Source organism: Rhodococcus sp. HNM0563, assembly GCF_012726195.1.
Lineage (GTDB): Bacteria > Actinomycetota > Actinomycetes > Mycobacteriales > Mycobacteriaceae > Rhodococcus.
On record NZ_JAASAF010000001.1, the window covers coordinates 655,566 to 678,373 of the forward strand.

Consider the following 22,808-nt stretch of genomic DNA (forward strand, 5'->3'; position numbering starts at 1 on the left):
TACAGGCGTGTTCCGTCCCGGCTCGTGGACTCGAACGCGAGAATCTACCGCTCAGTGAGACCGGGCGGGACCCGCTGCGAATACCTCCTTAGCGTCCGAGTTTCGCGGATTGCGATGAATGGGAGTGCATCGATGGAGTTGAGGGAGTCGTCGGAGCAGCTGGAGCTGCGACGGGAATTGCGTGCGTACTTCGCGCGCCTGTTACCGGAAGAGAAGCGCCGCAGAGCGGGCGAACAGGGTGTGGGCGGCGAGTATTTCCGCGAAGTCGTCAAGCTGCTGGGTCAGGACGGCTGGCTGGGTATCGGCTGGCCCGAGGAATACGGCGGGCAGGGCCGGTCCATCGAAGAACAGTTCGTGTTCTTCGACGAGGTGCAGCGCGCGGGCCTCCCGTTTCCCTTCGTTACCGTCAACACCGTCGGCCCGACCCTGATGAAGTACGGGACCGAGGAGCAGAAGGCACGCTTCCTGCCGGGAATTCTCGCAGGCGACATAGTCTTTGCAATCGGCTACACCGAGCCCGAAGCGGGTACCGATCTGGCATCGCTCAGGACGCGTGCCGTCCTCGACGGTGACGAGTGGGTGGTCGACGGCAACAAGATCTTCACCTCCGGTGCGAACACCGCCGACTTCGTGTGGCTCGCCTGCCGCACCGATCCCGAGGCTCCCAAACACAAGGGCATTTCGATCCTGGTCGTACCCACCGACGATGAAGGATTCTCGTGGTCGCCGATCGACACGGTCGGTGGGCTGATGGTGACCTCCACCTACTACAGCGGAATCCGCATCGGCGCCGAGAACGTGATCGGCGATATCAACGGGGGCTGGCAGTTGATTGCTGCGCAGCTCAACCACGAGCGCATCGGCCTCGCGGCAATCGGGGGGCGTACGTACGGACTCTGGCATCAGGCACTCGAGTGGGCGAGGGAGAACGGTGTCATCGAGATACCTTGGGTACAACAGGAATTCGCACGTACCCACGCCAGCCTCGAAGCGATGCGCCTGTTGAACTGGAAAATGACGGCATCGGTCGCGGCGGAGACGCTCTCCGGCGCGGATGCGGGTGCCACGAAGGCTTATGGCACCGAAACCCACATCGACGTCTACCGCACATTGCTCGCGATCCTCGGGGCTGCCGGGCGGATCCGGCCGGAGTCGCCGGGTGCGCTGCTGGCCGGCCAGATCGAACAGATATCCCGCCAGGGCATGGTGAACACCTTCGGTGGCGGGGTCAACGAGGTGCTGCGCGACATGGTGGGGACGATGGGTCTCGGGCTCGTGCGGGAGAAGAGGGTCAAGTGAGCGAATTCCTCACCGAACTCGGCGCTTTCGAGGGGCAGGTACTCACGCCTACCACCTGGGCCCCGGACGAGGTCAACGTACCGATGATCCGGCACTGGGTCGAAACGATGGGGGACACGAACCCCATCTACCTCGATGACGGCGCTGCTCGCGCCACCGGTCGGGACGGAGTCGTCGCCCCGGCGCTGATGGCGCAGGTGTGGACGATGCGGACGTTCACCGACAAGATGGCGAACAACGATCCGTCTCAGGTGTGGACCGATCTGATCGCGACGCTCGACTCCGCGGGCTTCACCTCTGTCGTCGCGACCGACTCGGACTTCGAATTCTTTGCGGAACTGCGTCCCGGCGACCGAGTATCGCTCACCGAGGTGATCGAGCACATCTCCGAGGAGAAGAGTACGGGTCTCGGTGTCGGACACTTCGTCACGACCCTCAAGACGTATCGCCGCGGCGGCGGTGCCGCGAGTTCGCACCGCGGCGGTGTCGACGCGGATTCGCACGGTGGTGATGACGAGATCGTCGCAACTCAACGCTGGCGCACCCTGCGTTTCAGGCCGAAGGGAAGCGAGACCGCCGAGAAGCCTGCGGCCCAGATCCCGGGCCTGCGCCCACGTCCTGCGCTCAACGCGGACAACGCTTTCTGGTTCGAGGCTGCCAAGGATCACCGCTTGGTGATCCAGCGCTGCACCGACTGTGGTGCGCTTCGCCACCCCACTGGACCGATGTGCGGGACGTGTCGGTCGCTCGAGTGGGACACTGTCGATGCTTCGGGCCGGGGCACCGTGTACAGCTTTGTCGTCAACCACCACCCTCGTATCCCCGGATTCGAGTACCCGCTCATTGTGGCCACGATCGAACTCGAAGAGGGCACGCGACTCATCGCGAACATGACCGGCATCGCACCGGAGGATGTCGAGATCGATATGCCGGTGGAATTGGACTGGATCGACGCCGACCCGGATCTGACGCTTCCCGCGTTTCGGCCGGCAGCACGGGAGGAGCACTGATGGACTTCAACTTCAGCGAAGAGCAAGAGGCGATTCGCAACCTCGCCGACGAGGTCTTCACCAGCAAAGCCGACATCGAGCGCGTCAAACAGGTCGAACTCGGCGACGAGCGTATCGACCGGGACCTGTGGCGCGAACTCGCGAACACGGGTCTGCTCGGAATCGCGCTGCCCGAGGATCTGGGAGGCGGTGGCCTGGGCCTGTCCGAGCTGTACGTCCTGCTCGAGCAGCAGGGGCGGCACGTCGCGCCGGTGCCGATCTGGCAGTCGGCCCTCGCAGCCCTTGCGGTCGCCGAGTTCGGCACCGACGCCCAGCGCGCGGCGCTGGTTCCCGGTGTCGCCGAGGGCAGCAGTTTCCTGACGATCGGGCTCGAAGAGTTCGGTCCGTACGTCGACGATGAACCGAGGACCACCGCCACCGAGGTCGACGGTCAGTGGACCCTGAGCGGCGCCAAGGCCGTCGTCCCGGTCACGCACGTCGCAGACCACGCGATCGTCGCCGCGACCACTCCCGACGGTGCGGCACTGTTCGTGGTGGATTTGGCCGGTGCGGGTGTCGCGGTGGAGCAGACGCAGTCCACCAACTGGGAGATCTGCGGCAACGTCACACTGGAGTCGGCTCCCGCGGAACTGCTCGGTTCTGTCGACGGCAGTACTGTGCGGTGGCTTCTCGACCGCGTCGAGCTGGCACTGGCCGCGATCCAGATCGGTGTGGGCTCCGGCGCTGTGCAGCAGGCCGTCACCTACCTCAACGGCCGGCACCAGTTCGGCAGGCCGCTCGCGACGTTCCAGGCCGTCAATCATCAACTGGCCGACTGTTACATCGACCTCGAGGCGATGCGTGTCACGCTGTGGCAGGCGGCATGGTTGCTGGCCGAGGGGCACGATCCCGGAACGTCGGTGCTCGTCGCCAAGTGGTGGGCGACCGACGGTGGCCAGCGCATCGTGCACCGTACCACCCATCTGCATGGCGGGATGGGTGTCGACACCGACTACCCTGTGCACCGGCATCTGCTGTGGGGCAAGCAGATCGGTGCAACTCTCGGTGGCTCCGCCTCCGACTTGGCCCGTCTGGGCGCGCTGCTCGCTTCCGGCGTCGAGGTGGTCGCATGACGGCCACCGCCTCGGGCCGGAGCTACGACGACATCGTCGTCGGCGAGGTGCTGCCGGATCTCGCGATTCCGCTGACCCGCACGCTGATCGTGTCCACCGCGATCGCGACCCGAGACTTCCAGGATGTGCACCACGATCCGGAGCTGGCGCGTGAGCGCGGTTCGAAGGACGTGTTCATGAACATTCTCACCAGCAACGGGTTGGCCGGCCGGTTCGTGACGGACTGGGCCGGACCACACCCGACGCTGCGTCGGGTGAAGATCCGTCTCGGTGCCCCGAACTACCCGGGCGACACCATGACCATGACCGGTGAGGTGGTCTCGAAGGACAACGGGCTCGTCGAGGTGAAGGTCGTGGGCACGAACAGTCTCGGCAACCATCTCGCCGGTACTGTCACCGTGGCCTACTCTGCTGTCAGCGAAGGGGAGGACGCCTGATGGCCGTCAGTCCGCTCTCGGGTGCCGCCGCGATCGTCGGTATCGGCGCCACCGAGTTCTCGAAGAAGTCAGGTCGTTCCGAACTGCAACTCGCGTGCGAGGCCGTCACCGCAGCCCTCACGGATGCGGGAATCGACCCGTCCGAGGTCGACGGTCTGACGACGTTCACGATGGAGACCAACGGGGAGATCCTGGTCGCCCGCAACTGCGGACTCGGGGAGCTGAAGTTCTTCTCCCGCATCGGGTACGGCGGCGGTGCCGCGTGTGCGTCGGTGCAGCAGGCGGCTATGGCTGTCGCGACCGGCGTCGCCGACGTCGTCGTGGTCTACCGGGCGTTCAACGAGCGCTCCGGAATGCGCTTCGGCGCAGGTCAGCATGACCGTCCGATGGATTCGACCGCGGACCGCGCAGCCTATGCGTGGCTGACTCCGCAGGGACTGGCGACGCCGGCCCAGTGGGTCGCGATGTTCGCTCGACGGTACATGCACCAGTACGGTGCCACAAGTGAGGATTTCGGCCGGGTCGCGGTCGTGGCGCGCAAGCACGCCGCGAACAACCCGAATGCGTGGTTCTACGGCAAGCCGATCACGCTGGAGGACCACCAGAACTCCCGGTGGATTGCCGAGCCGCTGCATCTGCTCGATTGCTGTCAGGAGACGGACGGTGGTCAGGCCCTCGTGATCGTCTCTGCCGAGCGCGCCGCGAGCCTGCGTCAGAAGCCTGCGATCATCAAGGGCGCTGCGCAGGGCAGCGGCAAGGATCAGCACATGATGGCGAGCTATTACCGTCCCGACATCACCGGTATTCCGGAGATGGGGCTGGTCGGACGTCAGCTCTATGCGCAGGCCGGTCTGTCGCCGGACGACATCGACGCCGCGATCCTCTACGACCACTTCACTCCGCTCGTACTTCCACAGCTCGAGGAACTCGGCTTCTGCGGCGTGGGTGAGGCCAAGGACTTCATCCGCGAGGGCAATCTGGAGATCGGTGGACGGCTGCCGAGCAATACACACGGCGGTCAGGTGGGGGAGGCATACCTGCACGGTGTCAACGGCATCGCCGAGGCGGTTCGGTTGTTGCGGGGCACCTCCACCAACCAGCCGGCACACGCCGAGAATGTGATCGTGACGGCGGGAACCGCGGTTCCCACGAGCGGACTGATTCTCGGCGCCGCCTGACCAGGAGCACCACCGGAACGGTATGCGTCGACGGCGCCCCGAAAGGGCGCTGCGACGCATACCGTTCTGCTTATGCGTCGACGGCGTTCGACAATGAGGTGAGACGATCGAATTCGAGGTCGGTGAGAACGAGCCTGGTGGAGTCGAGCATTGCGGGAAGCTGCTCGATGCGGCTGGCGCTCGCGATCGGCGCGACGATACCGGGTCGCTTCGACAGCCACATGAGCGCGACGGTCGGTATCTCGACGGCGTGCACGGTTGCGATCTCGGCGAGCGCGTCGATCACGGCGAGCCCCGAGGCGGAAAAGTACTGCGACGCCATACGCGCGCGAATACCGGAGTCGAGATCTGCTGCCGTTCGATACTTTCCGGTGAGGAAGCCGGAGGCGAGTGCGAAGTAGGGCAGGACACCCAGGTTGTGTTCGGCGACCAGGGGTGCGTACTCCCGCTCGTATTCTGCGCGGTGCACGAGGTTGTAGTGCGGCTGAAGCGAGACGGGCCGTGCAAAGCCGCCGTCGTCAGCGATCGCCAGCCATTCGGCGATACGGGAGGGGGAGTAGTTGGACAGACCGATGTATCGGACCTTGCCGCTTCGGACGAGCGCGTCGAATGCTTCGATCGTCTCCTCCAGCGGTGTCTCCGGATCATCGGCATGCGCGTAGTACAGATCGATGTGATCGGACTGCAGGCGCTTGAGCGACGCGTCGGCGGCAGCCGCGACGTTCTGCGGGGCCAGGCCCGCGAACTCGGGGTGCTGCCCGACTTTCGTGGCCACCAGGACCTCGTTGCCGATGCCGCGCGCGGCCTTCCAGTTGCCGATGATGGTCTCGGATTCGCCGCCCGAGTTGCCGGGTGCGAACGCCGAATACGAGTCGGCGGAGTCCACGAAGTTGCCGCCCGCCGCCATGAATGCGTCCAGAATCTCGAACGATGTAGCTTCGTCCGCCGTCCATCCGAGCGTGTTACCGCCCAGCGCGAGGGGGAAGATCTCGAGGTCGGAATTACCGATTGTTGCCACTGCGCTCCCGTCGTAGGTGTTGTGGTGTTCTCGCGCACCCTATCCGGAGGTCCGCTCGGGAACCGTTGATCATCCCGGTGGGCGCAATGCGGCAAACTCGTCGGTAACCCGCAGGCGCGAGTCGGTGAATCGATACAGCGCGGGTGGCCGGCCCCCGCTTTTGCCCGACGGAGCGGTGTTGCCGGTTCGGGTGAGGACGTCTCGGCGGGCGAGGACTCGCTGAAGATTTGTGGCATCGACCTGGTAACCGAGTGCAGCGCAATAGATGTCGCGCAACGTCGACATGGAGAACTCGGCGGGTGCGAGTCCGTAGGCAATGTTGGTGTAGGACAGTTTCGCGGCGAGGCGGGCGTGCGCGTTGGCGACCATGATCCGGTGGTCGAACGACATCTCCGGGAGATCGGCGACCGGATGCCACGAGGTGTCGTCGGGTAGGCGTGGGTCGGAGGTGATCGGAACCAGGCCGAGATATGTGGAGGCGATGGTGCGTGGACCAGGTACTCGATCGGGGGCGGAGAACACCGAGAGTTGCTCGAGATGTGCAACTTCGCGCACGTCAACCTTCTCGGCGAGCTGACGCCGTGCCGAGGACGTGAGGTCCTCGTTGTCGCGGAGTCGGCCACCGGGCAGGGACCAGGTGCCGGATTGCGGATCGAGTGCGCGTTGCCACAGTAGAACGCCGAGTTCGGGGGCGGATCGAGGTGTTCCTGCGGTGGCGGGGAAGTGGCGAACCTGGAACACCACGATGAGCACTTCGTGACCGGTGTTACTATATGGCATGTTTTCGACCCTAAGTCGAAAACCTTGAGAACGGAAATCCGAGCACAGCCCGCCCGGATTGCACTCCACGAAGGAGCAACGCCATGACCACGACCGAGTGGGCAGGAACCGCCGCAATCGTCGACGGACCGAATGGCTACTCCGGCATCGAGGCGACGCCGGAGTGGGCCGACGAAGTTCGCAGGCTCGCCCGCGAACGGAACGCGACACTGCTCGCGCACAACTACCAGCTGCCTGCCATCCAGGACATCGCCGACCATGTCGGCGACTCCCTGGCGCTCTCGCGCATCGCCGCTGAGGCCGAAGAGGGCACCATCGTGTTCTGCGGGGTGCACTTCATGGCGGAGACCGCCAAGATCCTCAGCCCGGACAAGACCGTGCTGATCCCCGACGAGCGGGCCGGGTGTTCACTGGCCGATTCCATCGACGCGGATCAGCTGCGTGAGTGGAAGGCGGACCACCCGGACGCCGTCGTCGTGTCCTACGTCAACACGACCGCCGAGGTGAAGGGTCTGACAGACATCTGCTGCACGTCGTCGAACGCCGTCGACGTCGTCGCGTCCATCGACCCCGACCGCGAGGTGCTTTTCCTGCCCGACCAGTTCCTCGGCGCACACGTCAAGCGGATCACCGGCCGGGACAACATCCACATCTGGGCGGGTGAATGCCATGTGCACGCGGGCATCAACGGTGACGAACTCGCCGCCCAAGCCCGGTCGCACCCCGACGCCGACCTGTTCGTCCACCCGGAGTGCGGCTGCGCCACCTCAGCGCTCTACCTCGCAGGTGAAGGATTCGTGCCCGACGACAAGGTCAGAATCCTCTCGACCGGTGGCATGATCGACGCCGCTCGTGAGACCGGTGCCAAGCAGGTCCTCGTGGCAACCGAGGTCGGCATGCTGCACCAGTTGCGCAAGGCTGCGCCCGGCATCGACTTCCAGCCGGTCAACGATCGTGCGTCGTGCCCCTACATGAAGATGATCACCCCGGCCGCGTTGCTGCGCTGCCTCCGTGAAGGTAAGGACGAAGTCCACGTCGACCCGCAGGTCGCGGAGCGGGCACGCCTCTCGGTACAGCGGATGATCTCCATCGGTAACCCGGGCAGCGGAGAGTGACGTCCACCGTGAGCGCCGGCGTGTGCTGGGAAGACCACGCCGACCTCGTCGTGGTCGGCGGTGGCGTCGCCGGGCTCACCGCCGCACGCGCCGCCTCCCTGCGAGGCCTGCGGGTGCTCACGGTGAGCAAGGGCGGGGCGACCGACACCGCGACGCAATACGCACAGGGCGGCATCGCTGTCGTCGCACCGACCGGCGACAGCGTCGGATCCCACGTCGCAGACACCCTCGCCGCAGGCGGCGGTCTCTGTGACGAGAACGCGGTCCGCTCGATCGTGACAGCCGGGCCCGCCGCGATCGCCGCTCTGACCGATCTCGGAGCAGTCTTCGACCGCGGGCGCGACGGCGATGTCTCCAGGACCAGGGAGGGCGGGCACAGCACCCGCCGGATCATCCATTCCGGTGGCGACGCCACCGGAGCCGAAGTCCAGCGGGCCCTCGGATCCGCCGGGCTCCCGGTTCTGTTCGGCGCCGCCGTCGCACGGGTACTGACCGACGAGCGAGGCGTCACCGGAGCGCTTGTCCTCGACGAACGTGGATTCGGTGTCGTCCACGCTCCCGCAGTGCTCCTCGCGACCGGCGGGCTCGGACAACTGTACGCGTGCAGTACGAACCCTTCCGGTGCGACCGCCGACGGAATCGCCCTCGCATTGCACGCCGGCGCGAGGGTCGCGGACATCGAGTTCGTGCAGTTCCATCCCACGGTACTGTTCGCCGCGGAAGGCCGCGGGCGCCGTCCGCTCATCAGCGAAGCCGTTCGAGGGGAGGGCGCAACCCTGGTGGACTCGCGTGGTCGCTCCGTCACCGACGGCGTGCACCCACTCGGCGATCTCGCCCCACGTGATGTGGTCTCCCGAGCAATCGCCGAACGCCTCGCCGCACTCGGCGAAGACCACGTGTTCCTCGATGCGCGTGACCTGCAGGGGTTCGCCGACCGGTTCCCGACCATCACCGCGTACTGCGCTGAGGCCGGACTGGATCCCACGCGGGACCTGCTGCCGGTCGCACCGGCAGCGCACTATTCGTGCGGCGGCGTCGTCACCGACGTGCACGGTCGAACAGATACCCCAGGTCTGTACGCGGCGGGCGAGCTCGCGCGTACAGGGCTGCACGGCGCCAACCGTCTCGCGTCCAACAGTCTGCTCGAAGGCCTCGTCGTGGGAGAGCGCGCAGGCGCCGCCGCGGCCGCAGAACGCGGCGGACTGCGTGTCGAAGCTCTCGACGCGACGGCTCCGGTGCTCCCGCGTCTCGAACGCGCCGAACTGCAGCGCGCGATGACGCGCGATGCCCTCGTCGTCCGCGACGAAACCGGTCTCCTCGCGGCGACCACGACCCTGTCGGGGGCCCACACACAGCTGTGCGACAGCGTCTCCGGCCTCGAGGACGCCGCACTCACGCTTGCGGCCCGAGCCCTCGTCGGTGCGGCGCTGCGCCGCACCGAGTCGCGCGGCTGCCACACCCGACGCGACCATCCGATTCCGGATCCCGCGCAGGCCTGGTCCGTCGACCAGCGCCTGGACGACGAGGGAGAACTCGTCCTGACCACACCTCAACTCACAGGAGCGAACTGACATGGCCACCGTGCTGCCCCCCGGGCTCGACATCGATGAGACCCGCGCCCTCGTGCGACAGGCTCTCGACGAGGACCTGCGGTACGGACCGGACGTCACCACCGACGCGACTGTTCCGGCCGACGCGGTCGCCGTCGCGACGATGGCGCCCCGGCAAGCGGGCACCGTCGCGGGACTGGACGTGGCGTTGCTCGTGCTCGACGAGGTGCTCGGCACCGGCCGCTACACCGTGCGCAGCCGTGTCGAGGACGGGCACCGCGTGGTCGCAGGCGAGCCCGTCCTCACCCTCGAGGCGCCTACCCGTGGCCTTCTCACTGCCGAACGCACCATGCTCAACCTCGTGTGTCACCTGTCGGGGATTGCCACCACCACGTCGCACTGGGTCGACGCGGTTGCGGGCACAGAGGCGAAGATCCGGGACAGCCGCAAGACCCTTCCGGGTCTGCGGGCGCTGCAGAAGTACGCGGTGCGTGTCGGTGGGGGCGTCAATCACCGGATGGGGCTCGGCGACGAGGCCCTGATCAAGGACAATCATGTGGCCGCCGCCGGGTCGGTCGTCGCTGCGCTGCGCGCAGTGCGGGCGCACGCCCCCGGCATCGCCTGCGAGGTCGAGGTCGACAGTCTCGAGCAGTTCGACGAGGTCCTGGCCGAGAACGTGGAATTGATCCTGCTCGACAACTTTCCGTTGTGGCAGACACAGATCGCAGTGCAGCGCCGCAACACCCACGCGCCCGGCACGCGACTGGAATCGTCGGGCGGCCTCACCCTCGAGGTCGCAGCGGACTACGCGCGGACCGGCGTCGATTACCTGGCGGTCGGTGCGTTGACCCATTCGGTCACCATCCTCGATCTCGGCCTGGACATGTAGGGGCAGCTGCCCGGGGGTGAGTTCGACCTGTGGGTTTCGGGTGGCGCAGCGGGGGACCATGACGTAGAACTACGAGTGGGGTCCCGCGTGAGTTCGCTCACCGGAGCTATCGGCGGGTCAGGGGGCTCGCCGCACAGGGGAGTAGAAGGACGAAACATGCGGCTGCCGATGTCACCGACGGATTCGGTGTTCCTGCTCGGTGAGACTCGCGAGCACCCGATGCATGTCGGTGGTCTCGTCATGTTCGAACCGCCCGAGGGCCGCACCGCGAGCGATCTGCGGCAGATGTTCGTCGATGCGATCGCCCGGAGTGATGTCGAAGACGCTGCACCGTTGTGGCGTAAGCGGGCGGTACGTACGCTGGCCACATTCGGTCAGTGGGCGTGGGAGGACGACCCGTCGTTCGACCTCGAATACCACGTGAGGTTCACCGCCCTGCCGCGCCCGGGCTCCACCGTCGAGTTGCGCGAGCTGGTTTCTCGTCTGCATGCGCCGGTGCTCGATCGTAGTCGTGCCCTGTGGGAGATGTACCTGATCGAAGGGCTCGCCGACGGCAGGTACGGGCTCTACATGAAGATGCATCATGCGCTCGCCGACGGTGTGGGCGCGATGCGGCTGCTCCGTCGTGCATTGAGCACGGATCCCCGCGAAACGGGTATGCCGGCGCCATGGGCGGCTTCCGATACCTCGGACCCCCAGCGTTCCGCCATCGGTACCGCCCTCGAGATGCCGGGTACGGCGCTGCGCGCTGCCCGCGGAGTGATCTCGGAGGCGTTCGGGCTCGTGCCCGCGATTGTCGGCACCGTAGACCGTGCGATGCACGATCGGGGTGGATCGTTGTCGCTCGCGGCTCCGCAGACGATTCTCAACGTGCCCATCGCGGGATCGCGACGGTTCGCCGCGCGCGCCTGGGAACTCGAACGCCTCCGATCGGTTGCCAAGGCATCCGATTCGTCTCTCAACGATGTGGTGCTCGCGATGTGTTCGGGAGCGCTGCGAGCGTTCCTGGCCGAGCGGGATTCGCTTCCCGAAGAATCGTTGGTCGCGATGGTGCCCGTCGCATTGCGCAACGGCAAGGACACCGGGAACGACCTCGGTGTGCTGGTGTGCTCACTCGGCACCGATCGACCCGAGGCAGCGCAGCGACTCGACGGTGTGCGGGCCTCGATGTCGGAAGGGAAGGAGTCGATGAGTGGGATGTCGACCGCGTCCCGTCTCGCCGCCAGCGCGGTCGGAGTGGTTCCGTTGGCGTTGGGTGTATTGACCGGGAATCGTGTGTTGTCGCGTCCCGGATTCAACGTCATCATTTCGAACGTGCCAGGCCCCGACACCGCACTTTATTGGAACGGTGCCCGGGTGGACGCGGTGTATCCGCTCTCGGTTCCGCTCGACGGGCAGGCCCTGAATATCACGTGCACCAGTACCGACGATCGGATTGCATTCGGGCTCACCGCTTGTCGGCGTACGGTTCCGGATATCGGAACGCTGCTCGATCACCTCGATGCCGAACTTCTCGCACTCGAACATGCGGTGGGGATCTCTGTCGGGGTGGATGTTGCCGAGTCCGGGTTCTGATCCGGCTCAGGTGGTGACCGACCTCCGGCGCGTCCTGCTGTTGACATCTCGGGCGTGGTGGACGGGGATCAGGTGTGGCCCTGTTCACCGCGTAAGCCGTGGAGGTGCTGGTCTTGTTCGCTGCTCGGCACTCAGGTGGAGCGCCTACGAGAACCGGGTCTCGGCGATGATCGTCCGGTAGGTCTCGACCGCATCGGTCGGCCGCCGAGTGAGGTTCGGATCGGTCTGTACATCGACGCTGTACAGGCCGAATCGAGGTGTGTAGTCGCCCCACTCGTAGTTGTCGGTGAGGGACCAGTAGTTGTATCCGAACACCGGGGCGCCGTCGGCGATCGCACGACCCAGTGCGTCGACATGCTCGCGCAGGTGCCGCGACCGGGTCCAGCCGTCGGCGCGCGGAGACCCATCAGCGGTGGCCATTCCGTTTTCCACGACGTAGAGGGGGACCCCCGGGTACCGATCGGCATAGTCCATCAGAGCGTCGTACAGACCCTGAGGGTGCGGCACGACCGACGCGTAATCGCCCACAGCAGCGTGGATCGCCGTCGGATTCTGCAAAGTCACGCCGTAGTAGTAATCGACACCGACATAGTCGAGGTCGGTGCGAACCCGGTCGAGAAACCAGGTGTCGAGAAAGGGCTGTGCACCGGGGATGTACGCGGCGTTCGAGGTCACCAGCGCGTCCGGATCGGCACGATGGATGGCCTGGTACGCGCCGCGATGAGCCTCGACCAGCCGATCGAACATGGCCGGCAGCTCGGCCGCTGGGAGACCACCGTTCGTCACCTCTTGCCACACATATTGAGTGGGTTCGTTGAACGTCACCCACAGGGCGTCCGCGTCCGCGTAGCGGCCGGCGACCGTCTCGGCATGCGCGAGCCAGGAGCGCACCGTGTCGGGGTCCGACCAGCCACCACGGTCGGCGATCCAGCCCGGATACACCCAGTGATCGAGTGTGAGCATCGGCGTCATGCCGTGGGCACGGATCTCTCGCACCACGTCGTCGTAATAAGCGAGTTCTGTCTCGTCCCAGCCGTGTGGGGTGGGCTGGATGCGTGCCCATTCCACGGAGATCCGGTAGACGTCCACGCCGAGTTCCGCGGCGCGAGCGATGTCCTCGCGGTACCGGTGCCGAAAGTCGACGGCCGACCCGACCGGATCGTGGCGTGAGTCGTTCGAATATCGCAGCCAGTTGCTGTCGGGTGGGTAGCCCTCGGCCTGGAACCCGGAACTTGCGACACCCCAGAGAAATTCGTTCGTCTGGGAATGAGCGGGTGGGGCATGGGGGATGCCGAGTGCTGCGGTGAGTGCGAGGACCGTCAGGAACGCTCTCACTGCGGCCTCAGGAGATCGCGGTGAGTGATCGAGCGAACGGGGTCCATACGTCGGTCAGGGCCTTGCGTCCGATGAACAACCCGATGTGCCCGGTGTCGGCGATCGCTGTCACGATGTCCGAGGGCGGGGTGGACACGTGATTCGTCAGCGCCGTGACCTGTGTGGGTGTGGCGATCATGTCCGACCGGCCGGCGATCAGGTGCACTGGACACGTGATCTTGGACAGGTCGACGACAGTGCCTTCGGCTTCGAGGGTGCCGGCGACGAGCTCGTTGCGGATGAACAGGTGCCTGATGATCCATTCGCGGAACACGGCGGGAATCTCCTGCCGCCAGGTGAACCAGCGCCGCTCGGCCTCCATGCGTGCCACCTCGTCCGGGTCGTTCAGAGCGCCGAGCAGGGCCATTGCCCGTTCGATCTCGCCGATCGGGTTGGTGGAGTGCATGCCTGCGGCTCGTGCGGTGCCGTAGAACAAGTCGACCACCGAGGTTGCTGCGGCTGTCGGTGCATGCGCGAGGGCCGCGAGGGCGGGCTGCTCGGCGTGGAAGTCGATCGGGGTGCCCGCCACGGTCAGTGTGTGTACGGCGTCGGGGTGCAGCGCGGCGTAGATCGTGCCGATCCAGCCACCTTGGCTGTCGCCGACGATGTTCACTCGGCCGCCGAGATGATCGACGGCGTCGGCGATCACGGCGAGGTGCTCGTCGATCGAGGCCGAGTCGGTAGCTGGTGTCGCAGGCGTCCACTCCAGGCAGTGCAGCCGGGTGAGGCCGCCTGCCCGAAGCGCTTCGACCTGGCTGCGGCCCGGGGAGTGATCGACTATGCACGAGTGGGTGCCTGCCTGCGGTGGGAGCAGGAGGGTCGGCACGGTTTCCCGACCGGTGGCGTCGGGTGCGCTGCAGTCGCGCAGGTGCGCGAGTGGCCAGCGGCGAATCACAGGCCACGCGTGCGCCCAGGTCGGAGGTGTGGTGTCGGTCAGGGCCCCGTAGTAGCGGCCGATGTCCGATGCGATGGTCCAGGGTGTGGGGCCGCGTTGCGCCAGCCCGATGAGGTAGGAGCTCCAACCGGAGATCGCCGCGACCCCGAGTCGAATCGGGGTCGCGGCGATCTGTAGATGCGTCACCGGAGCCATGTACCGCACCGTAGAGCGCTGCTGTGGCGCGTGGGCGGAATTTCGGTTCGCACGTCGCGATCGTGTCCTACTTGAGAAGGTCGCGTGCCGTGGTGGTGACAGTGCTGGTGAGCTCACGGGCGAACGAGACCTGCGCCTTGGCGATGTCGGCGACCCACTCGACCGGGGTGGCCTCGGCGAACTTCTCCTGCATATCCAGGATGCTGCCGACTGCCTTCTCGTAGGTGTCGACACCGAGGTTGCCGCTCTGCTTGGCGGCCTCGACGAACTTGGCGTTGAACTCGTTGACACGCTCGGTGGTCTCGTCGACCGTCTTGGTCAGCTCGGCAGCAGCCTTGTCGGCGGCGGCCGCGGCGCTTGCCGTGAGCTTCTCCGCAGTCTTCTGCGCGGTCGCGGTGGCGTCGGTGGCGGCCTTGGCGGCGGTCTCGGTGGCCTTGGCGGCGGGCTTGGCGGGAGCAGTCATGGTGTTTCCCTTCGTTGAGCGCGGAAGTGGAGCGCTGTATGAGGTCGGTGCGCCGCGAATGACGCTGTTAGCAGGTTAGCAAAATGATTGCTAACGCGCAAGGGGTCAGCTGAAGACGTACGTCCCGGGTGCATCGCCGAGGACCGGATGTTCCTTGCTGCCCATGGAGGGAGGTGCAACCAGGCTGCCTGCACGCTTGGTCGACCACACCGTCCAGTCCTCCCACCACGATGCGGCTGTGTGGCGAGTGGCCTTCTCATGCCACGACTTCGGATCCGAAGGAAGCGCGACCGGTTCGTCGTCGGGGGCGCCGACCGCCTCGAACCAGGCCTTCGGATTGGGCGGATTGACTGCGCCTGCAACGTGTCCGCCGCTCGTGAGTACGTACCGCACATCGCCACCGAGCAGATTCACGGCCTTGTACGACGACGTCCACGGCACGATGTGATCGTTGATCGCACCCACGATGTACGTGTCGCAGGTGACGTCCGACAGATCGAGGGTGGACCCGTCCAGTTCGTACTTCTTCTCGGCGAGTTCGTTGCGTCCGTAGAGGGTTCGCAAGTAATGCGAGTGCATCGCCGCGGGCATACGAGTGCTGTCTTCGTTCCACGCGAGGATGTCGAACGCCGCAGGCTTCTCGCCCTTCATCCACCGGGACACCCAGTAGTTGAAGATCAGGTCCTTCGCGCGGATCATGTCGAAGGTGCCGCCCATCTCCGACCCGGACAGGAACCCCTGCCTGCTCATGCGGAATTCGACCTTGTCGAGAGTCGCAGGGTCGGTCAGCAGGGCGAGTTCGCCGACCTCGCTGTAGTCGAGAAGAGTGTTGAGCATCGTGAACGCGCTGATCCGCTTGTCGCCGATCGCGCCCATCTTCGCCGCGGCCATCGCCGCTACCGCACCACCGAGGCAGATCGAGAGCACCTCGATCCGCGAGGCGCCGGTGATCTCCTCGACGACGTCCAGGGCGGTGGCGATGCCCAGTCGGTAGTAGTCGTCCATCGTGATGTCCTGCATCGTCTCGTCCGGGTTGCGGTACGAGATCATGAACACCGTCCGATTGCGCTGGATCGCCCACTCTGCCAGGCTGCGCCCCGGGGCGAGGTCGAGGATGTAGTACTTGTTGATCCACGGCGGCGCGGCCAGGATCGGGATCTCATGGACCTTCTCGGTCTGCGGGGCATACTGGATCACTTCGATCAGATCGTTGCGGAACACGACCTTGCCCGGGGTGGCTGCCATGTTCTCGCCGAGGGTGAACGCCTCACGATCCACCTTCAGCGGAATTCCCTTGCGATGCACCAGATCATCCACGGCGAACTTCGCCCCGCGGACCAGGCTTGCGCCACCGGTGTCGAGTGCGCGCACGAGCACACCGGGATTGATCAGGAAGTTCGACGGTGCCAGCGCATCGAACATCAGGTTCGCGAACTGGCGTGCCTTGGCGTCGGCCAGTGCATCACCCTCGCCCGCGTCGACGAGCTCTTCGACGTACTCGCGGGTGGCAAGGTAGCTCTGCAGCAACGAGAAGTACGCGGGATTCTCTTTCCAGGCCGCATCGGCGAAGCGTCGATCCTTCGGGTCCGGCGGCACCGGGGCTTGGGGTTCGCTCGCATTCCACACGCGGGTCGCCGCCGCCGGAATATGTGCGAGACGGTTGGCGTACTCCGTGGTGGCTTCGGCGATCGCACGCGGATTCTTCGCGGCGCGGCCGGCGACGGACGCGACCGCCGGCCCCCACCCGATGGGGTCGAGCGACGACGAGATCTTCTTCTGCAGATTGTTGAGCACCGGGGCAACTCCAGAACTGGGTCGGTTGTTACCTCGAGGCTGACACCTCCGTGGCGGCCGCGCACCTTACCGCAAGGTACATGCCGAGTGCACGTTGGGGTAGGCGCGGCCCATACGGTCCTGACCTGCCGCCCAACCGTGAGTAAAACCCCTGACCTGCGCAAATGTGAATCTGCTCACTCGACGTCGGAGTTCGCCGATTCACCACCGCGTCGTCGCTTGGCGACAGTGACCTCCCGGAACGCTTCGTACATCTCCTCGAGAGACCGCCGCTGGGCATTGGTCAGATCCGGATCCTCGCGAAGTGCCTTGGTCACCGCCGACTCTCCGTCGGTGTCCGGCGTGACCTGCGACACCAGCGCATCCGCCGACATATGCAACTGTTCGGCGATCGCATGGAGGACACGATCGCTCGGCGCCCGCAGGTTTCGTTCGATCTGCGACAGATACGGGTTCGAGATGCCCACCATCGACGCCAGCTGGCGCATCGGGAGTTCCGCGAGCTCGCGCTGGCGTCGGATGAGTTCGCCCAGAGTGGTCGGGCGCTCGTCGTCCTGGTTCATTCCGCCAGCATAAGGTCGGTGCGGCAGCGAACCGGCTCTTCGGGTGACCCACTCACGCGGGCGTCCCACCCGCGTGTGCTCTATCTACTGTCTATGCGGATAATGGACAGTGCTCCCTGATCAGCGAGAGAGGACACCTCATGCTTGCCCGCACCGACCTGCGCGGTCGTACTCCCACCACTGCGGAGCTGAGGGGCGCACTGCCCCGCGGCGGAGTGGATGTGGACGCGGTGCTGCATCACGTTCGTCCCGTTGTCGACGATATCCGCGACCGCGGTGCCGAGGCCGCGCTCGACTACTGCGAGAAGTTCGACGGCGTACGACCCGACAGCGTTCGCGTGCCTGCCGCCGAACTGGAAGGCGCCCTCGCCGAGATCGATCCCGCGGTACGTGCGGCCCTCGAGGTTGCCATCGAACGCACCCGTAAGGTGCACGCCGACCAGCGACGCGCCGACACCGTCACCGAGGTGGTGCCCGGCGGCACCGTCACCGAACGCTGGGTGCCGGTCGACCGGGTCGGACTGTACGTACCCGGCGGAAACGCTGTGTACCCGTCTTCCGTCGTCATGAACGTCGTCCCCGCGCAGGCCGCGGGCGTCGAATCGCTCGTGATCGCGTCGCCGCCGCAGAAGAACTTCGGCGGCCTGCCCCACCCGACCATCCTCGCGGCGGCCGCACTGCTCGGCGTCGACGAGGTCTGGGCGGTGGGCGGCGGCCAGGGCATCGCATTGCTGTCCTACGGCGGCACCGACACCGACGGCGCCGAACTCGCCCCCGTCGACATGATCACCGGCCCCGGCAACATCTACGTCACCGCCGCCAAGCGACTGTGCCGATCGGTGGTCGGTATCGATGCCGAGGCGGGTCCCACCGAGATCGCGATCCTCGCCGACCACACCGCGGACGCCGTGCACGTCGCAGCCGACATGATCAGCCAGGCCGAGCACGACGTCATGGCGGCATCCGTGCTGGTGACCACGAGCCCCGCACTTGCCGACGCCGTAGACGCTGCGCTCGCTGCGCAGCTCGAACTCACCAAGCACCGCGAGCGTGTGGCCACCGCACTGTCCGGAAGCCAGTCCGGCATCGTGCTGGTCGACGACATCGCGCAGGGCCTGAGCGTGGTCAACGCCTATGCGGCCGAACACCTCGAAATCCAGACGGAGGACGCAGCCGGCGTCGCCGCGCAGGTCCGGGCGGCCGGAGCGATCTTCGTCGGCCCGTGGGCCCCGGTCTCGCTGGGCGACTACTGCGCCGGCTCGAATCACGTACTGCCCACCGCCGGCTGCGCGCGGCACCAATCCGGGCTGAGCGTGCAGACGTTCCTGCGGGGAATCCACGTCGTCGAGTACGACGAAGCGGCTCTGAAAGACGTGTCCGGCCACGTGATCACTCTTGCGAACGCAGAGGACCTGCCTGCACACGGCGAGGCCGTGCGACTGCGCTTCGAGGCACTGAAGTGAGCGCGGTGGTACCGGGTGATTCCGTCACACTCGACGACCTGCCACTGCGCGAGAACCTGCGCGGCAAATCGCCGTATGGTGCCCCCCAGCTGACGGTGCCCGTTCAGCTCAACACGAACGAGAACCCGCACCCGCCGACGAAGGCTCTCGTCGACGACGTCGCAGAGTCGGTTCGTGAGGCCGCGACACAACTGCACCGCTACCCCGACCGCGACGCCGTCGCCCTGCGCACCGATCTCGCTGCGTACCTCACTCGGCAGACCGGTATCGCGGTAGGGATCGAGAATGTCTGGGCAGCAAACGGATCCAACGAGGTGCTGCAGCAGATCCTGCAGGCTTTCGGCGGACCCGGCCGCAGCGCAATGGGATTCGTGCCCTCGTATTCGATGCACCCCATCATTGCCGACGGAACACAGACCGAATGGCTGCCCACCTACCGGCGCGACGATCTCACCCTCGACATCGAGGCCTCCGTCACCGCGATCCGCGACCGGCGACCCGACGTCGTGTTCGTCACGAGCCCCAACAATCCGACGGGACACAGCATCCCGCTCGACGAGCTGCGCACGATCCTCGACGCTGCCCCGGGGATCGTGATCGTCGACGAGGCATACGCCGAGTTCTCCGCCGTGCCGAGTGCGCTGGCGCTGATCGACGAGTACCCGGCGAAGATCATCGTCTCGCGAACCATGAGCAAGGCCTTTGCATTCGCCGGTGGTCGACTCGGCTACCTCGCCGCGGCCCCGGCGGTGATCGATGCGTTGCTGCTCGTGCGCCTGCCGTACCACCTGTCGGTGATCACACAGGCTGCCGCACGGGCAGCACTGCGCCACGCCGACGCCACCCTCGGATCGGTTGCCGAACTGGCCGCGCAACGTGATCGCGTCGCCGCCGAACTCACCCGGGTCGGATACGACGTGATCCCGTCGGACTCCAACTTCATCCTGTTCGGGCGCTTCGCAGACGCCGCCGCCACCTGGCAGCGATACCTCGACCACGGCGTCCTGATCAGGGACGTCGGAATCCCGGGCTATCTGCGCACCACAATCGGACTCGCACACGAGAACGACGAACTTCTGCGGGTCAGTGAGTTACTCGCCGCAACGGAAATCGAGGCACACCGATGACGGACCGCATCGCCAAGGTCGAACGCACCACGAGAGAATCGAGCATCATCGTCGAGGTGAACCTCGACGGAAGTGGACGCACCGACATCGCAACGGGTATTCCGTTCTACGACCACATGCTCACCGCACTCGGTCAGCACGGCTCGTTCGACCTGACCGTGCACGCCAAGGGCGACATCGAGATCGAGGCGCACCACACCGTCGAGGACACGGCGATCGTCCTCGGACAGGCGTTCAACCAGGCTCTCGGCGACAAGCGTGGAATACGCCGATTCGGCGACTGCTTCATTCCGATGGACGAAACCCTTGCGCATGCGTCCGTCGACGTCTCCGGACGCCCCTACTGCGTGTTCACCGGCGAACCCGACTACATGGCCCACTCGGTGATCGGTGGATACCCGGGTGTGCCCTACTCGACCGTCATCAACCGGCACGTGTTCGAGTCCTTCGCATTCCACGCGCGCATCGCGCTCCACGTGCGCGTCCTCTACGGCCGCGATCCGCATCACATCACCGAGGCCGAGTTCAAGGCCGTCGCGCGCGCACTGCGCGAGGCCGTCGAACCGGATCCGCGCGTGAGCGGTGTGCCGTCGACCAAGGGCAGCCTGTAATCGATGGACGTTCTCCTCACCTACGCCTGTTTCCTCGCCGCAGGGATCACGGCCGGCGGCACGTGGTCGATGTGGAAATCCCGGAATCTCCTGTTCGCCGGAGTTCTCCTTGCGATCACGGTGCTGGCCGTGATCGCGGGTGTGCTCAGGTTGACCTGACGTGACGCAGGACCGTCCGGCACTGCTTCGCGTGCGCGGGCTCCCTGCCGCGTGGATACTGGCTGCCGCAGCGTTCGGCGGATTCTCCCTGCTGCTGCCCGTCGTGCCCTGGGCCATCGCCGAAGCGGGGGGATCCGACACACTCGCGGGATCCGTGACAGCGGTGTTCATGCTCACCACGGTTCTCACTCAGATCGCCATGCCGCGGCTGATGCGGACGTACGGTCACCGTGCCACGCTCATCGCCGGCTGCCTGCTGCTCGGTCCGCCGTCGTTGCTGTTTCTCCTGTCGGTGGCTCCGGCCGCCGTCCTCGGGATCTCCGCGGTGCGCGGGATCGGATTCGGCATGATCACCGTCGCCGCATCCGCACTCGTGGGCGAACTCGCACCTCCACGCCTGCTCGGCCGGGCGACGGGGGCGCTCGGTGTCGGGATCGCTGCGTCGCAGATGATCGGCCTGCCCGCCGGGCTGGCGATCGCCGAACGCTTCTCCACCACGCCGGTGTTCGTTCTCGGCGCGATCGCCACTTCGGCTGCTCTCGTTGCGGCATTCCGGCTGCCGCAGACACCCAAGCGCGCTGCCACGCCGAGCGGCCGCATCCCGCTGCGGGTGCTGCTGTTCCCCATGGTGGCGGTCGGATCGGGAGCCATCGCCTACGGCGGTCTGACATCACTGCTGCGGATCGCTGTCGCCGATCTGCCAGTCCCGACCGCACTGGCCGTGCTCAGTGCGTCCACGCTCGTCGGACGGTTCGGGGCGGGTGCCCTCGCCGACCGGTTCGGCGCGGGCAGGATGCTGCCCGTCGGCCTCGGCCTCGCCGCGGTCGCAATGGTGCCGTTCGCTCTCGTCGCCGACGGTCGAACAGGCACGGGCGCCCTGATCGGAGCCTCGGTGTGCTTCGGGCTCGGCTTCGGCATCGTGCAGAACGAGGCACTGCTCGTCGCGTTCCGACGCGCCGGCTCCGAGCACATCGGATCCGCGAGTGCCGCATGGAACATCGGCTTCGATGCGGGCACCGGAGCCGGATCCTTCGCACTCGGAGCAGTGGCCGCCGCATCCGGCTACCCGGCGGCCTTCGTCGTCGCGGCCCTGCTGGTCCCCACACTTCCATTGCTCGCGAGGCTCGCCGGCCCGTCCGAACGTCCCCGTCCCTCCACATAGAATCGACAACCATGAGCGCAACCACGGTGGCCGTCCTCGACTACGGCTCGGGAAATCTCCACTCCGCGACACGGGCACTTGCCCGCACCGGCGCGCACGTCGAGGTCACCTCCGACCCCAAGATCGCGCTCGCCGCGGACGGTCTCGTCGTCCCGGGCGTCGGCGCATTCGACGCCTGCATGCGCGGCCTGCGCAGCGTCGGCGGCGAGAAGATCATCGGTACCCGCCTCGCAGGGGGACGCCCGGTACTCGGCATCTGCGTCGGCATGCAGATCCTGTTCGAGAAGGGCGTCGAACACGGCATCGAGACCGAGGGGTGCGGTGAATGGCCCGGGACCGTCGAGCGTCTCGACGCCCCCGTGCTGCCCCACATGGGTTGGAACACCGTCGAGGCGGCGAAGGACTCCGTCCTGTTCGCCGGAATGGACGCCGACACGCGTTTCTACTTCGTCCACACCTACGCGGCGCAGACCTGGGAACTGCCCGAACCCGAGCGTCTCGCCCCGCCGCGCCTTACCTGGGCCGAGCACGGCAGCCGATTCCTCGCCGCAGTCGAGAACGGTCCACTCTCGGCGACGCAGTTCCACCCGGAGAAGTCCGGTGACGCCGGTGCCGTGCTGCTGCGGAATTGGGTGACCTCCTTGTGAGTACACCTGGCGAGGGGAAGCAGCCCGACGAGCCGACCGGCGATCTGTCGATCGGAAAACTCGCGATGTCGGCGCTCGGCGCGGCCGCGGCGGTGCTGCTCGTCGCCACCCTTGTCATCGTGGTGCTGAAGCCGGAACCGGTGATCGGTCTGATCGTGGCGCTCGTCGGGGTGATCGGCGCGATCACGGCCATGGGGATCGTGTCGAAGCGGATGACGCGGAAAGCGTTCGGTCCGGAAAAGAAATAGGACGTTGCACTGGGCAAATTCCCACTGCTACGTCCTTCCCTCTTCAACATATATCTCACCCGGGGGCTTGCGGCAAGACCCCCGGTGTACCCCAGAATCATCCTCCTGGCCGTATCCGTGCACGTCACGGTTGTTCCCGGCCGG

General features: G+C 66.3%; 23 protein-coding genes. 16 read left to right on the forward strand and 7 right to left on the reverse strand.

Going from position 1 to position 22,808, the window contains the following annotated elements; translation table 11 throughout:
- The first annotated feature begins 132 nt into the window (after positions 1-132).
- The 5 genes from HCA61_RS03145 to HCA61_RS03165 are packed head-to-tail and all read left to right on the forward strand — an operon-like array spanning position 133 to position 5,036.
- Complete coding sequence (locus HCA61_RS03145) at positions 133-1,299, forward strand: acyl-CoA dehydrogenase family protein (RefSeq protein WP_169686530.1); 1,167 nt, start codon at positions 133-135, stop codon at positions 1,297-1,299.
- Positions 1,296-2,309 carry an OB-fold domain-containing protein gene (locus HCA61_RS03150; RefSeq protein ID WP_169686532.1) on the forward strand — a complete coding sequence of 338 codons (1,014 nt, stop codon included), beginning with the start codon at positions 1,296-1,298 and terminating at the stop codon, positions 2,307-2,309. The genes HCA61_RS03145 and HCA61_RS03150 overlap by 4 nt, the downstream gene beginning before the upstream one ends.
- Positions 2,309-3,421, forward strand: a complete 1,113-nt coding sequence (locus HCA61_RS03155; RefSeq protein ID WP_169686534.1) for an acyl-CoA dehydrogenase family protein — start codon at positions 2,309-2,311, stop codon at positions 3,419-3,421. The genes HCA61_RS03150 and HCA61_RS03155 overlap by 1 nt, the downstream gene beginning before the upstream one ends.
- Positions 3,418-3,858, forward strand: coding sequence for a MaoC family dehydratase (locus HCA61_RS03160; RefSeq protein WP_169686536.1), 441 nt, complete (start codon positions 3,418-3,420; stop codon positions 3,856-3,858). The genes HCA61_RS03155 and HCA61_RS03160 overlap by 4 nt, the downstream gene beginning before the upstream one ends.
- Positions 3,858-5,036, forward strand: a complete 1,179-nt coding sequence (locus HCA61_RS03165; RefSeq protein WP_169686538.1) for a lipid-transfer protein — start codon at positions 3,858-3,860, stop codon at positions 5,034-5,036. Before HCA61_RS03160 ends, HCA61_RS03165 begins: the two co-directional genes overlap by 1 nt.
- A 70-nt stretch (positions 5,037-5,106) precedes the next feature.
- Here HCA61_RS03165 and HCA61_RS03170 read toward each other — a convergent pair whose 3' ends face one another.
- Both HCA61_RS03170 and HCA61_RS03175 read right to left on the reverse strand, forming a co-directional pair.
- On the reverse strand, positions 5,107-6,054 hold the full coding sequence (locus HCA61_RS03170; RefSeq protein ID WP_169686540.1) for an aldo/keto reductase: 948 nt from the start codon (positions 6,052-6,054) through the stop codon (positions 5,107-5,109).
- Positions 6,055-6,123: 69 nt separating this feature from the next.
- Positions 6,124-6,834, reverse strand: a complete 711-nt coding sequence (locus tag HCA61_RS03175) for an NUDIX domain-containing protein (protein ID WP_169686541.1) — start codon at positions 6,832-6,834, stop codon at positions 6,124-6,126.
- Positions 6,835-6,917: 83 nt separating this feature from the next.
- Between HCA61_RS03175 and nadA the strand changes: the two genes are divergently transcribed.
- The 4 genes from nadA to HCA61_RS03195 all read left to right on the forward strand — a co-directional run bounded on the left by nadA (position 6,918) and on the right by HCA61_RS03195 (position 11,963).
- The gene (gene nadA / locus HCA61_RS03180; protein WP_169686543.1) at positions 6,918-7,949 is read left to right on the forward strand and encodes a quinolinate synthase NadA; all 1,032 of its coding nucleotides are present in this window, start codon (positions 6,918-6,920) and stop codon (positions 7,947-7,949) included.
- Positions 7,946-9,520 (forward strand): L-aspartate oxidase, encoded by a 1,575-nt coding sequence (locus tag HCA61_RS03185; protein WP_169686545.1) that lies wholly within the window; start codon positions 7,946-7,948, stop codon positions 9,518-9,520. Before nadA ends, HCA61_RS03185 begins: the two co-directional genes overlap by 4 nt.
- Before the next feature lies 1 nt (position 9,521).
- Complete coding sequence (gene nadC, locus HCA61_RS03190) at positions 9,522-10,388, forward strand: carboxylating nicotinate-nucleotide diphosphorylase (protein WP_169686547.1); 867 nt, start codon at positions 9,522-9,524, stop codon at positions 10,386-10,388.
- Positions 10,389-10,544: 156 nt separating this feature from the next.
- The gene (locus tag HCA61_RS03195; protein WP_206039504.1) at positions 10,545-11,963 is read left to right on the forward strand and encodes a wax ester/triacylglycerol synthase family O-acyltransferase; all 1,419 of its coding nucleotides are present in this window, start codon (positions 10,545-10,547) and stop codon (positions 11,961-11,963) included.
- Between the two features lie 144 nt (positions 11,964-12,107).
- Here the strand turns inward: HCA61_RS03195 and HCA61_RS03200 are convergent, their stop codons facing one another.
- The 5 genes from HCA61_RS03200 to HCA61_RS03220 all read right to left on the reverse strand — a co-directional run bounded on the left by HCA61_RS03200 (position 12,108) and on the right by HCA61_RS03220 (position 17,247).
- Positions 12,108-13,253 (reverse strand): family 1 glycosylhydrolase, encoded by a 1,146-nt coding sequence (locus HCA61_RS03200; RefSeq protein WP_346777480.1) that lies wholly within the window; start codon positions 13,251-13,253, stop codon positions 12,108-12,110.
- 52 nt (positions 13,254-13,305) lie between these two features.
- Positions 13,306-14,427 carry an alpha/beta fold hydrolase gene (locus tag HCA61_RS03205; protein WP_169686551.1) on the reverse strand — a complete coding sequence of 374 codons (1,122 nt, stop codon included), beginning with the start codon at positions 14,425-14,427 and terminating at the stop codon, positions 13,306-13,308.
- A 67-nt stretch (positions 14,428-14,494) separates the two neighbouring features.
- Complete coding sequence (locus HCA61_RS03210; RefSeq protein ID WP_169686553.1) at positions 14,495-14,890, reverse strand: hypothetical protein; 396 nt, start codon at positions 14,888-14,890, stop codon at positions 14,495-14,497.
- A gap of 105 nt (positions 14,891-14,995) precedes the next feature.
- The gene (locus HCA61_RS03215; protein ID WP_169686555.1) at positions 14,996-16,684 is read right to left on the reverse strand and encodes an alpha/beta fold hydrolase; all 1,689 of its coding nucleotides are present in this window, start codon (positions 16,682-16,684) and stop codon (positions 14,996-14,998) included.
- A gap of 176 nt (positions 16,685-16,860) precedes the next feature.
- On the reverse strand, positions 16,861-17,247 hold the full coding sequence (locus HCA61_RS03220; RefSeq protein WP_169686557.1) for a helix-turn-helix transcriptional regulator: 387 nt from the start codon (positions 17,245-17,247) through the stop codon (positions 16,861-16,863).
- A 140-nt stretch (positions 17,248-17,387) separates the two neighbouring features.
- Between HCA61_RS03220 and hisD the strand changes: the two genes are divergently transcribed.
- Genes hisD through HCA61_RS03255 form a run of 7 tightly spaced genes read left to right on the forward strand, consistent with a single transcriptional unit; the run spans position 17,388 to position 22,664 of the window.
- Entirely contained in the window at positions 17,388-18,710 is a 1,323-nt protein-coding gene (hisD, locus tag HCA61_RS03225) for a histidinol dehydrogenase (RefSeq protein ID WP_169686559.1), read from the forward strand.
- A complete protein-coding gene (locus HCA61_RS03230) occupies positions 18,707-19,837 on the forward strand; it encodes a histidinol-phosphate transaminase (protein ID WP_169686561.1) in 1,131 nt (376 codons plus the stop codon). The genes hisD and HCA61_RS03230 overlap by 4 nt, the downstream gene beginning before the upstream one ends.
- Positions 19,834-20,448, forward strand: coding sequence for an imidazoleglycerol-phosphate dehydratase HisB (hisB, locus tag HCA61_RS03235; RefSeq protein WP_169686563.1), 615 nt, complete (start codon positions 19,834-19,836; stop codon positions 20,446-20,448). Before HCA61_RS03230 ends, hisB begins: the two co-directional genes overlap by 4 nt.
- A gap of 3 nt (positions 20,449-20,451) precedes the next feature.
- Complete coding sequence (locus tag HCA61_RS03240) at positions 20,452-20,607, forward strand: hypothetical protein (RefSeq protein ID WP_169686566.1); 156 nt, start codon at positions 20,452-20,454, stop codon at positions 20,605-20,607.
- A 31-nt stretch (positions 20,608-20,638) separates the two neighbouring features.
- Positions 20,639-21,769, forward strand: coding sequence for an MFS transporter (locus tag HCA61_RS03245; protein ID WP_169686862.1), 1,131 nt, complete (start codon positions 20,639-20,641; stop codon positions 21,767-21,769).
- 11 nt (positions 21,770-21,780) lie between these two features.
- The gene (hisH, locus tag HCA61_RS03250; protein WP_169686567.1) at positions 21,781-22,416 is read left to right on the forward strand and encodes an imidazole glycerol phosphate synthase subunit HisH; all 636 of its coding nucleotides are present in this window, start codon (positions 21,781-21,783) and stop codon (positions 22,414-22,416) included.
- Positions 22,413-22,664 (forward strand): hypothetical protein, encoded by a 252-nt coding sequence (locus HCA61_RS03255; protein ID WP_169686569.1) that lies wholly within the window; start codon positions 22,413-22,415, stop codon positions 22,662-22,664. Before hisH ends, HCA61_RS03255 begins: the two co-directional genes overlap by 4 nt.
- Positions 22,665-22,808: the final 144 nt, after the last annotated feature.

Excerpts from the sequence above, each read along its gene's own strand:
- HCA61_RS03145 (WP_169686530.1), top strand. The coding sequence starts at position 133 with ATGGAGTTGAGGGAGTCGTCGGAGCAGCTGGAGCTGCGACGGGAATTG.
- HCA61_RS03155 (WP_169686534.1), top strand. The coding sequence starts at position 2,309 with ATGGACTTCAACTTCAGCGAAGAGCAAGAGGCGATTCGCAACCTCGCC.
- HCA61_RS03160 (WP_169686536.1), top strand. The coding sequence starts at position 3,418 with ATGACGGCCACCGCCTCGGGCCGGAGCTACGACGACATCGTCGTCGGC.
- HCA61_RS03165 (WP_169686538.1), top strand. The coding sequence starts at position 3,858 with ATGGCCGTCAGTCCGCTCTCGGGTGCCGCCGCGATCGTCGGTATCGGC.
- HCA61_RS03175 (WP_169686541.1), bottom strand. The coding sequence starts at position 6,834 with ATGCCATATAGTAACACCGGTCACGAAGTGCTCATCGTGGTGTTCCAG.
- nadA (WP_169686543.1), top strand. The coding sequence starts at position 6,918 with ATGACCACGACCGAGTGGGCAGGAACCGCCGCAATCGTCGACGGACCG.
- nadC (WP_169686547.1), top strand. The coding sequence starts at position 9,522 with ATGGCCACCGTGCTGCCCCCCGGGCTCGACATCGATGAGACCCGCGCC.
- HCA61_RS03195 (WP_206039504.1), top strand. The coding sequence starts at position 10,545 with ATGCGGCTGCCGATGTCACCGACGGATTCGGTGTTCCTGCTCGGTGAG.
- HCA61_RS03205 (WP_169686551.1), bottom strand. The coding sequence starts at position 14,427 with ATGGCTCCGGTGACGCATCTACAGATCGCCGCGACCCCGATTCGACTC.
- HCA61_RS03210 (WP_169686553.1), bottom strand. The coding sequence starts at position 14,890 with ATGACTGCTCCCGCCAAGCCCGCCGCCAAGGCCACCGAGACCGCCGCC.
- HCA61_RS03220 (WP_169686557.1), bottom strand. The coding sequence starts at position 17,247 with ATGAACCAGGACGACGAGCGCCCGACCACTCTGGGCGAACTCATCCGA.
- hisD (WP_169686559.1), top strand. The coding sequence starts at position 17,388 with ATGCTTGCCCGCACCGACCTGCGCGGTCGTACTCCCACCACTGCGGAG.
- hisB (WP_169686563.1), top strand. The coding sequence starts at position 19,834 with ATGACGGACCGCATCGCCAAGGTCGAACGCACCACGAGAGAATCGAGC.
- HCA61_RS03240 (WP_169686566.1), top strand. The coding sequence starts at position 20,452 with ATGGACGTTCTCCTCACCTACGCCTGTTTCCTCGCCGCAGGGATCACG.
- hisH (WP_169686567.1), top strand. The coding sequence starts at position 21,781 with ATGAGCGCAACCACGGTGGCCGTCCTCGACTACGGCTCGGGAAATCTC.